The 2,347-nt window shown below is 37.0% G+C and carries 2 protein-coding genes and 1 pseudogene; 1 reads left to right on the forward strand and 2 read right to left on the reverse strand.

The genetic code is table 11. The annotated features are described in order from the left end of the window. Positions 1 to 27: 27 nt before the first annotated feature. Positions 28 to 866: pseudogene (locus AC1DSL_RS17330) on the forward strand (tyrosine-type recombinase/integrase). A 103-nt stretch (positions 867 to 969) separates the two neighbouring features. Here the strand turns inward: AC1DSL_RS17330 and AC1DSL_RS17335 are convergent. Next, positions 970 to 1,491, reverse strand: a complete 522-nt coding sequence (locus tag AC1DSL_RS17335; RefSeq protein WP_477533175.1) for a hypothetical protein — start codon at positions 1,489 to 1,491, stop codon at positions 970 to 972. Positions 1,492 to 2,060: 569 nt separating this feature from the next. Continuing rightward, positions 2,061 to 2,210: a hypothetical protein gene (locus tag AC1DSL_RS17340; RefSeq protein ID WP_477533176.1), complete on the reverse strand. Its 150-nt coding sequence runs from the start codon at positions 2,208 to 2,210 to the stop codon at positions 2,061 to 2,063. Positions 2,211 to 2,347 lie beyond the last annotated feature (137 nt).

Here is a 2,347-nt window from a genome sequence, read left to right on the forward strand (position 1 = left end):
ACGATACTTTTTTGAGGGGGAACAAAATTGCTACTGTCAAAAGCATGGGAAGCATTTGAATCTGATAAAAGGATTGAAGGCTTTTCTCCACAGACATTAAAGGCTTATCGGCTCCAATTGTCWTTACTTATTGAATATTTTAWGGATATTGAAATAACAACTCTGGACACAATTCAATTGAAAGAATACCTTRCGATTTCAGGGAAGCATTTAAAACCAGCCAGTCTTGCACATAGAATCCGATTTCTRAAATCRTTATTYCGWTGGTCCCATGAAGAAGGCAACATACTTAAGAATCCAGCTGCGAAAATTAAAGAACCGAAAGTGGGCAARCGGATACCCAAGTATTTAACCGAAATGGAAATCGAACTTTTGCKTGAAGCCTGTCATTTACCAATTGAAAAAGCAATCTTTGAGTTAATGTTTTCGACGGGTTGTCGGATCGGAGAAATCGTTCGTTAGAAAAGAACCATATTAATTGGTCCAATCGATCTGCAATAGTCAGAGGAAAAGGCGATAAGGAGAGGGAAGTTTATTTTAATATACGGTGCGACATATGGCTTAAACGCTWTATGGACAGTCGMACTGACAATGACCCAGCCATCTTTGTCACTGAAAGACACCCCCATATAATGAGTGTCGCYCAAATGAGRTACATCATCAAGAGGATTTCAAATCGTGCWGGAATTAATAAAGAGATCCATCCACATCAACTCAGACACAGCTATGCTACTCATCTRTTGAATAATGGAGCACCMATTGAAGTCATTCAAAGTCTACTGGGTCACGAGAAGAGYGAAACTACCCGAATTTACGCTCAACTAAGTGGAAGGTTACGGAAAGAATATTATCAGAAGTACTTTTAAATAAAAGGAGYAACGTCATTAAATGACGTTGCTCTATATTGACTAAAGCACCCGTTAGTTGAAGAAAAGAACTATTATTCCCCAGGTATAATTCCTATTACTTCTAATGTATCGACTGTTTGTTTTTAACTCGATGCTGGAAAGACAGAGTCGCTATAAATACAGTTAMTCCCCACAAGAACAATCCTCCGTACGTTACCACATACACCCATATGGCTAACCCTTCGGTGTCTCCTTTTGGAAGCACTCCTAAAAATTGAAGAGCAGTCAAGAAGCAAATTAGAACTGTCAATACCCCAACTGACCATCCAGATATAATTAATAACCTTTTTGATAGCTTCTCCCCCCAGGAAGTCACTAGAGCTAAAGCAAATAAAGATGCCAGTATCGCTAAAATAGCTGTGAAGTCTATTCCGATGTTATATAATGTATACAGAAAAGCAGGTCCTTCCTTTAATGTATCACCTAACCCTGCTACATTTTGTACAGCTTGTTTTGTTGTAAGTCCTACCGTTGATCCCCATGCCCAAAGCGATTTTAAAATCGCATACGGTAACAGTGCAAGAGCTGCAACATAGCCCCAGCCTTTAGTGAAATAAGTTTTATCAGCTATTTCCGACCTCATATGTTTCTACTCCTCCTCCTACTACTCCATTAATGCTATTTACTATTAAATGCGTTTCCATTATAAATAATTCCCACTCCTTTAATTATCTTAGCTTCGATGATACATGAGAAGTGTTTTATAATAGCGGGTCCGAAGTTCTGTTTATAACTACGTCTGGAGTCCTATTTATAAAAAATTACTTCGTTAATATTCCAGTTAATCTCCACAGTATAGCCCAAAGATTTTTACTAAAGCACCCGTTAGTTGAACAAGACTTATTGAAGTGTTGACATATACAGCGAATCAGGAGGAGACATCGYAATGAAAGTCATAAAGACAATTGTKTAATGTGCAACATTGAAATCGACTAGAAAGTACGGGATATCATTTAGATTCGGAWGAGGGCGTTTGGTGTATGAGTTGTGCTGAACAAGAATCGGATTATTGACACATAAGGTGTTGAACCAGAAGAAAAATGTCCACTGATAGATAGGAATTTGCAATAACGCAGCGATATAAAATGCACAAAAAAACAGCCAATAAAACGTTGGCTGCTCTTTCTACTAATAATTAAAATTATCTTCAATTTAGTCATTGTCATAACAAGGCTTATTTCCACTGCATCCTGTCCAAGGCCCAAAATTTGTATCACTTAACCCGCCTGCAGATACGCTTGGTGCAACGAAAACTACTGAAAGGCATAAAGCAGATACAAAAAGTTTAATTTTCTTTGTCATATTACGATCCCCCTTTCTGAATATTAAAATAATTATATCCCATTTRAAATGGAAATAATAGGTGATTTCTACCTAATTTGTRATTAATRAACCTGTAAATTGTAAAACAGTTAATAAATGGCGATTTACTCAGATTA

The organism is Paenisporosarcina sp. P4_D4, from assembly GCF_056401835.1.